The 7,151-nt window shown below is 62.4% G+C and carries 8 protein-coding genes; all 8 read left to right on the top strand.

Annotation, left to right across the window (positions count from 1 at the left end):
• The first annotated feature begins 68 nt into the window (after positions 1-68).
• The 8 genes from bluB to ACW9IR_RS28070 all read left to right on the top strand — a co-directional run bounded on the left by bluB (position 69) and on the right by ACW9IR_RS28070 (position 7,088).
• Positions 69-719, top strand: coding sequence for a 5,6-dimethylbenzimidazole synthase (bluB, locus tag ACW9IR_RS28035; protein ID WP_457465858.1), 651 nt, complete (start codon positions 69-71; stop codon positions 717-719).
• Positions 716-1,624, top strand: a complete 909-nt coding sequence (cbiB, locus tag ACW9IR_RS28040; RefSeq protein ID WP_457465860.1) for an adenosylcobinamide-phosphate synthase CbiB — start codon at positions 716-718, stop codon at positions 1,622-1,624. The genes bluB and cbiB overlap by 4 nt, the downstream gene beginning before the upstream one ends.
• Positions 1,617-2,609, top strand: coding sequence for a threonine-phosphate decarboxylase CobD (gene cobD / locus ACW9IR_RS28045; protein WP_457465862.1), 993 nt, complete (start codon positions 1,617-1,619; stop codon positions 2,607-2,609). Before cbiB ends, cobD begins: the two co-directional genes overlap by 8 nt.
• A complete protein-coding gene (locus tag ACW9IR_RS28050) occupies positions 2,606-4,057 on the top strand; it encodes a cobyric acid synthase (RefSeq protein WP_457465864.1) in 1,452 nt (483 codons plus the stop codon). The genes cobD and ACW9IR_RS28050 overlap by 4 nt, the downstream gene beginning before the upstream one ends.
• Before the next feature lie 152 nt (positions 4,058-4,209).
• Positions 4,210-4,731: a bifunctional adenosylcobinamide kinase/adenosylcobinamide-phosphate guanylyltransferase gene (cobU, locus tag ACW9IR_RS28055; protein ID WP_105709296.1), complete on the top strand. Its 522-nt coding sequence runs from the start codon at positions 4,210-4,212 to the stop codon at positions 4,729-4,731.
• Positions 4,728-5,783: a nicotinate-nucleotide--dimethylbenzimidazole phosphoribosyltransferase gene (gene cobT / locus ACW9IR_RS28060; protein ID WP_102900827.1), complete on the top strand. Its 1,056-nt coding sequence runs from the start codon at positions 4,728-4,730 to the stop codon at positions 5,781-5,783. Before cobU ends, cobT begins: the two co-directional genes overlap by 4 nt.
• Positions 5,780-6,355, top strand: a complete 576-nt coding sequence (gene cobC / locus ACW9IR_RS28065) for an alpha-ribazole phosphatase family protein (protein ID WP_457465866.1) — start codon at positions 5,780-5,782, stop codon at positions 6,353-6,355. The genes cobT and cobC overlap by 4 nt, the downstream gene beginning before the upstream one ends.
• Before the next feature lies 1 nt (position 6,356).
• Positions 6,357-7,088, top strand: coding sequence for an adenosylcobinamide-GDP ribazoletransferase (locus tag ACW9IR_RS28070; protein ID WP_110720806.1), 732 nt, complete (start codon positions 6,357-6,359; stop codon positions 7,086-7,088).
• Positions 7,089-7,151 lie beyond the last annotated feature (63 nt).

The raw sequence follows: 7,151 nt of genomic DNA on the forward strand, positions 1-7,151 counted from the left end.
ACAGTGGACGGTGAGCTTCCTGAAGAAATGCAATCCCCTGTGGGAGCTGGCTTGCCAGCGATGGGGCCATGACCGACAACTCATTTACCGAAACCGAGCGCGAAGCGGTTTATCGAGCCATCGCCGAGCGCCGCGACATGCGCCATTTCATCGGCGGCAGCGTCGAACCGGAATTGCTGCGCCGACTACTGGAAGCCGCCCACCAGGCCCCAAGCGTCGGCCTGATGCAGCCCTGGCGCTTCATTCGCATCAGCGACCGTACCCTGCGCGGCGAGATCCAGAATCTTGTGGAAGAGGAACGCATCCGAACCGCAGAAGCCCTCGGCGAGCGCAGCGACGAGTTCATGAAACTTAAAGTCGAAGGCATCAACGACTGCGCCGAAGTGCTGGTCGCGGCGCTGATGGACGATCGCGAAAAACACATCTTCGGTCGCCGCACGCTGCCGGAAATGGACATGGCCTCGCTGTCCTGCGCAATCCAGAATCTGTGGCTGGCCTCGCGCGCCGAAGGTCTGGGCATGGGTTGGGTTTCACTGTTCGAGCCTCAGGCACTGGCTGATCTTTTGAAGTTGCCCGAAGGCGCAAAACCTCTGGCGGTTTTATGTCTGGGCCCGGTCAAGGAATTCTATCCGGCGCCGATGCTGGTACTCGAAGGGTGGGCGCAGGCGCGGCCGCTCAATGAGTTGCTGTATGAAAATTATTGGGGAGTGAGTCAATGAGTGTGGCGTTGTTGAGTGTCGCTGCGGTTGCGCTGGATGCGCTGCTCGGTGAACCGAAACGCTGGCATCCGCTGGTGGCGTTTGGCAATTTTGCCGTGCGCATCGAGCAACGTTTCAACGCCGGTGGTCGTGGCTGGCGCAGCCATGGCGTCACTGCGTGGGTTATCGCCGTGCTGCCGCTGACCTTGCTCGCCACGGCGTTTTCCTGGGCGCCGTACGTGGGTTGGGTCGTCGAGATTCTCGCGTTGTATTGCGCCCTCGGCATGCGCAGCCTTGGTGAGCATGTCGCGCCGGTGGCTGCTGCTTTACGTGCGGATGATCTGGACGAGGCGCGCAAACGCGTCGGCTATCTGGTCAGCCGCCAGACCGATGAACTCGACAGCACCGCCGTCGCCCGCGCCGCCACCGAGTCGGTGCTGGAAAACGGCAGTGACGCGGTGTTCGCTGCGCTGTTCTGGTTTGTCGTGGCGGGTGCGCCGGGCGTGGTTCTTTATCGCTTGAGCAATACGCTGGATGCGATGTGGGGCTATCGCAACGAACGCTTCGAACGTTTCGGTTGGGCGGCGGCGAAAATCGACGACGTGCTCAACTACATTCCTGCGCGTCTGGTGGCGTTGACCTACGCGCTGCTCGGCAAAACCCGACTCGCGTTGAAGTGCTGGCGCACCCAGGCGCCGCAATGGGACAGCCCCAACGCTGGCCCGGTGATGGCTGCCGGCGCTGGTGCACTGGGCGTGGAATTGGGTGGGCCGGCGATTTACCACGGTGAACTTCACGACCGTCCGCAGCTTGGCGAGGGCGCAGCGGCTGACGCAGATTCCATCGACCGTGGCTGGCAATTGGTCCAGCGCGGGGTATGGTTATGGCTGCTGATTCTCTGCGTGGGGGCTGAATTCTATGCTTGAGCACGGTGGCCGGCTGCGCAAGGCGGCACACGATTACGGCATTGCCGAGGCGGACTGGCTCGACCTGTCCAGCGGCCTCGCGCCGTGGCCGTTCCCGATCCCGGAAATTCCGCTGCGCGCCTGGGCGCGTTTGCCGGAAACCGACGACGGGCTGGAGCAAGCCGCGTGCGATTACTACGGTGCCGCGCAAGTGCTGCCGGTGGCCGGTTCGCAGATGGCCATCCAGTTGCTGCCGCGCTTGCGCCGGGCCGGCAAGGTCGGCGTGTTGTCACCGTGTTATGCCGAACACGCCGAAGCGTGGCGGCGTAGCGGTTACATCGTGCGCGAAGTGTTGGAGCAGGAAGTCGAATTTTTTCTCGACAGCCTCGACGTGCTGGTGGTGGTCAACCCGAACAACCCGACTGGCCTGAGTCTGACCCCGGCACGCCTGCTCGACTGGCATGCGCGGCTCGCCCGGCGCGGTGGCTGGCTGGTGGTTGACGAAGCTTTCATGGATAACACGCCGCAACTGAGCCTGGCCCCGCATGCGCATCAAGTCGGGCTGATCGTGTTGCGTTCGTTCGGCAAGTTTTTCGGTCTGGCCGGGGTGCGTCTGGGCTTTGTCCTGGCCGAGCGCAAGTTGCTCAAACTGCTCGCCGAACAGGTCGGGCCATGGGCGGTGAGCGGGCCGACGCGGGTGCTCGGGCAAGCGTGTCTGCAAGACACCGAAGGGCACACACGCCAACGGATTCGCAGTGATGAGGCCAGTGAACGGCTGGCAGCGCTGCTTGGGCGCTACGGCTTCAAGCCGCAGGGCGGCTGTGCGCTGTTCCAGTGGCTGATCACCGAGCATGCCGAAATGCTGCATGAATTCATGGCCCGTCGCGGCATCCTCCTGCGCATCTTTACCCATAACAGCAGTTTGCGCTTTGGCCTGCCTGCCGACGAGGCTGAAGAGGCGCGTCTCGAACAGGCTTTAATCGCTTTTGCCAAGGACCACCCATGACCACCCTGATGGTGCAGGGCACCACTTCCGATGCCGGTAAAAGCACACTAGTGACGGCGTTATGCCGCTGGGCGACGCGTCAAGGCGTGGCGGTCGTACCGTTCAAGCCACAGAACATGGCGCTCAACAGCGCCGTGACTGCCGACGGCGGTGAGATCGGTCGCGCGCAGGCGGTGCAGGCGCAAGCGGCGTTTCTTGAACCGCACACCGATATGAACCCGGTGCTGCTCAAGCCGAACAGCGACACCGGCGCGCAAGTGATCATTCATGGTCGCGCGGTGACGTCGATGAATGCCGTGGCATATCACGACTACAAAGCCATCGCGATGAAAGCTGTTTTGGCTTCTCACGAGCGACTCAGCGCCGCCTATCCGCTGGTGATGGTCGAAGGCGCGGGCTCGCCGGCCGAGATCAATCTGCGCGCCGGTGACATCGCCAACATGGGCTTTGCCGAAGCGGTGGATTGCCCGGTGCTGCTGATTGCCGATATCAATCGCGGCGGGGTTTTCGCGCACTTGGTTGGCACCTTGGAGTTGCTGTCGCCGAGCGAACAGGCGCGGGTCAAAGGTTTCATCATCAATCGCTTCCGTGGCGACATCGCCTTGCTGCAACCGGGTCTCGACTGGCTGGAACAGCGCACCGGCAAACCAGTGGTGGGCGTGTTGCCCTATGTGATGGATCTGCACCTTGAGGCCGAGGACGGCATTGATCAACGCCAGACCGACAAGGCCGAACAAGTGCTGAAAGTGGTGGTGCCGGTGCTGCCGCGCATCAGCAACCACACCGATTTTGATCCGCTGCGTCTGCATCCGCAGGTTGATCTGCAATTTGTCGGTCCCGGACAGGCGATTCCTGCTGCCGATCTGATCATCCTGCCGGGCTCGAAGAGTGTGCGTAGCGATCTGGCCTACCTGCGTGCCAATGGCTGGGATACGGCGATCTCTCGGCACTTGCGTTATGGCGGCAAACTGCTGGGGATCTGTGGCGGTCTGCAGATGCTCGGCGAGCAGGTGCATGACCCACTCGGACTTGAAGGTGCGCCGGGCACGAGTGCCGGTTTGAGCTTGCTGGCGTTCGAAACCACACTTGAGGCAGAGAAGCAGTTGCGCAATGTGCGTGGACAGCTGGCGCTGGAAGATGCTGAGGTCAGTGGCTATGAAATTCATGCTGGCGTGACCAGCGGCCCGGCGCTGGAGAATGCGGCGGTGTACCTGGACGACGGTCGTTGCGACGGTGCACAAAGTGCTGACGGACAAGTGTTCGGCACCTATCTGCATGGCCTGTTTGAATCGCCGACGGCGAGTGCAGCGTTGCTGTGCTGGGCCGGGTTGAGCGATGTGCAGGCGGTGGATTACCACGGCTTGCGCGAGCGCGATATCGAACGGCTGGCGGATCTGGTGGAGAAGCATCTGGATACTGGGTTGTTGCGTCGGCTCTGTGGGATTTGAGGTGAATTTAATGGCCTCATCGCGAGCAGGCGAAGGCCTACAGGGTTATGTGTTTTACACAGAACTCAGGGTTGCTCGAGATCCCTTGTAGGAGTGAGCCTGCTCGCGATAGCGCCTGTGGCTTCAACATATAATTTTCAGGATGTCCCCCCATGCTCCAACTGATCCTCGGCGGCGCCCGCTCCGGCAAAAGTCGTCTGGCCGAAAAACTCGCCAGCGACAGCAACCTCTCGGTCACCTACATCGCCACCAGCCAACCGCTCGATGGCGAGATGAGCGACCGCGTCGCCCATCACCGCGCCCGCCGTCCCGCCGACTGGGCACTCATCGAAGAGCCGCTGGAATTGGCCCGCGTCCTGCGCGAATCGGCCAGTGCCGAGCGTTGCCTGCTGGTCGATTGCCTGACCCTGTGGCTGACCAATCTGCTGATGCTCGATGACGCCGAACGCCTCGCTGCCGAGCGCGAGGCCTTGCTCGAATGCCTGGCGTCTTTGCCGGGTGAAATCATTTTTGTCAGCAACGAGACCGGAATGGGTGTCGTGCCGCTGGGCGAATTGACTCGCCGCTACGTCGATGAAGCCGGTTGGCTGCATCAAGCTCTGGCCGAGCGCTGTCAGCGTGTTGTCCTGACCGTCGCCGGCCTGCCCCTGACTCTGAAAGGACCTGCGTTATGACTCAAACCTGGTGGCTGAACCCGTGCAAACCGGTCGATCTCAACGTCGTTGAACAAGCGACGGCGCGGCAACAGCAACTGACCAAACCGGCGGGTTCGCTGGGGCGTCTGGAATCGGTCGCGGTGCAATTGGCCGGCCTGCAAGGCCAGGTCAAACCGACGCTCTCGCAAGTGTGGATCGCGATTTTTGCCGGTGATCACGGCGTGGTCGCTGAAGGTGTTTCGGCGTTCCCGCAGGAAGTCACCGGGCAGATGCTGCTCAACTTTGTCAGCGGCGGTGCGGCGATCAGTGTGTTGGCGCGGCAGCTCGGCGCGCAGCTGGAAGTGGTCGATCTGGGCACAGTCAATCCAGCGCTGAACCTGCCGGGTGTGCGTCATTTGAACATTGGCGCGGGTACGGCGAACTTCGCTCAGGGTGCGGCAATGACTCAGGCTCAGGGCGAACTCGCCTTGCAGGCCGGTCGCGACAGTCTGTTACGGGCGAAAGCGGCGGGCGCGCAGTTGTTCATCGGCGGCGAAATGGGTATTGGCAACACCACCGCGGCGAGTGCCATGGCCTGCGCCTTGCTCGATTGCCCGGTGGCGCATCTGACCGGCCCCGGCACCGGGCTGAATGCCGAAGGCGTCAGCCATAAAGCACAAGTGATCGAGCGTGCGCTGGCATTGCACGCCGCACAACGTGGCGATGCCTTGCAGACGCTGTTCAATCTCGGCGGTTTTGAAATCGCCGCGCTGGTCGGTGCCTATCTGTCGGCGGCTCAAGAAGGCGTTGCGGTGCTGGTCGACGGTTTTATCTGCACGGTCGCTGCGTTGGTCGCGGTGCGTTTGAATCCTGAGTGCCGCGAGTGGTTGCTGTTCGGTCATCGTGGCGCGGAGCCGGGCCATCGTCATGTGCTGGAAACCCTGCAGGCCGAGCCGTTGCTGGAACTCGGTTTGCGTCTGGGCGAGGGCAGTGGCGCGGCGCTGGCGGTGCCATTGTTGCGTCTGGCCTGTGATCTGCACGGGCAGATGGCGACATTCGCCGAAGCTGCAGTGGCGGATCGTCCGGCATGACCTTGCATCTGGATCTGCTACGCCATGGTGAGACTGAGCTCGGCGGTGGTTTGCGCGGCAGCCTCGACGATGCGCTGACCGAAAAGGGTTGGGCGCAGATGCGTGGGGCCGTGGTCGAGGGCGGTCCGTGGGATCGGATCGTCAGTTCGCCGTTGCAACGTTGTGCGCGGTTTGCCGCAGAGCTGGGTGAGCAACTGAACCTGTCAGTGCATCTGGACAAGGATCTGCAGGAACTGCATTTCGGCGCATGGGAAGGGCAGAGTGCGGCGGCGTTGATGGAGACGGATGCCGAAGCGTTGGGGCTGTTCTGGGCCGATCCGTATTCGTTCACGCCGCCGCAGGGTGAACCAGTCAGCGAGTTCGCGGCTCGGGTGCTGGCGGCCGTTGCGCGCCTGCAAAGTGCTTACGCCGGTGAGCGGGTTCTGCTGATCAGTCACGGCGGGGTGATGCGCTTGCTGCTGGCGCAAGCGCGAGGGTTGCCGCGCGAACAACTGCTCAATGTCGAAGTCGCTCACGGCGCGTTGTTTGCGCTGACGATCGAAACTGATGGTTCGCTCAAGGAAGGTCACTGACATGTTGCCGCTGTGGATCGCCCTGCAATTTCTCAGCAGCCTGCCGATTCGCTTGGCGGGCATGCCTGAGCCGGAACAGCTGGGGCGGTCGCTGCTGTTTTATCCGTTGGTGGGGCTGCTGTTCGGGGTGATCCTGTGGGCGTTGAATCTCGCCTTGAGCGGCGCGCCGTTGCTGCTGCATGCGGCGTTGTTGCTGACGGTGTGGGTGTTGCTCAGCGGCGCACTTCACCTGGATGGCCTGGCCGATAGCGCCGATGCCTGGCTCGGCGGTTTTGGTGATCGCGAGCGTACGCTGACAATCATGAAAGACCCGCGCAGCGGGCCGATTGCGGTGGTGACGCTGGTGTTGGTGTTGTTGCTCAAGTTTGCTGCGCTGCTGGCGTTGATCGAGCAGGGGCATGGAATCGCGTTGATCATCGTGCCGTTGCTTGGGCGGGCGGCGCTGTTGGGGTTGTTTCTGACCACGCCCTATGTGCGTGCGGGCGGATTGGGGCAGGCGTTGGCGGACCATTTGCCGCGCAAGGCCGGGTGGTGGGTGCTTGGCATGAGTGCGCTGGCCTGCGTGGTGATCGCCGGGTTGGGAGCCGTTGTTGCGCTGGTGATTTCGGTCGTTGTGTTTGTCTGGCTACGGCAGGTGATGATGCGGCGGTTGGGCGGGACGACGGGTGATACGGCGGGTGCGTTGCTGGAATTGCTGGAGATGGTGGTGTTGGCTGGATTGGTTTTGGTCTGACAGATTATTGCTGGATGGGCTGGCCCCTTCGCGAGCAAGCTCGCTCCCACATTTGAAATGCGA

This window comes from Pseudomonas sp. SDT291_1_S447 (assembly GCF_054070155.1).